Below are 555 nucleotides of genomic sequence, written 5' to 3' on the forward strand. Positions count from 1 at the left end.
GCGGGCATTACCGGCTGCAACAAGGCCGGATAGAGAGCTGCAGCCCATCCTGTCAGTCCGAACACGCGAAAGCTGTTGCAAAGCGGGACGCGTTCATAGAGAGCCGTATGACGCGAGAGTGTCACGTACGGTTCTGCGAGAGACTTCGGGCGCAATTCCTAAGGTCTACTCACCCCTACGTCAAGGTCAGAGGCCAGTGGAAATACCTTTATCGCGCTGTGGACAAGGCCGCAAAGACGGTGGATTTCCTGCTTCGAGCCCATCGTGACAAGGCTGCCGCCCGTCGCTATTTCGAGAAAGCCATCGACCGGAACGGCGAGCCGGAGATCATCACCATGGATAGGAGCGGTGCCAATCTGGCCGCGCTCGAAGCGCTCAACGCCGATCAAGGTCCGTCAGAACAAGTATCTGAATAACATCGTGGAGCAGGATCACCGCGCCATGAAACGCATCATCAAACCAATGATGGGTTTCAAGGATTTGCGGTGTGCTCGCATCATCCTGGCCGGCATCGAACTCAATGAAATGAACGCCTCCCACCCGTGAGCATTGGCG

1 pseudogene is annotated in these 555 nt (G+C 56.8%); it reads left to right on the forward strand.

Features of this window, described 5'->3' with window-relative positions:
- Positions 1-161 precede the first annotated feature (161 nt).
- Positions 162-528, forward strand: a pseudogene (locus HV796_RS43205) (IS6 family transposase); the annotation flags it as partial.
- Positions 529-555 lie beyond the last annotated feature (27 nt).

Origin of the sequence: Paraburkholderia humisilvae, assembly GCF_902859855.1 — a bacterium.
In the GTDB taxonomy this organism is placed as follows: Bacteria; Pseudomonadota; Gammaproteobacteria; order Burkholderiales; family Burkholderiaceae; genus Paraburkholderia; species Paraburkholderia humisilvae.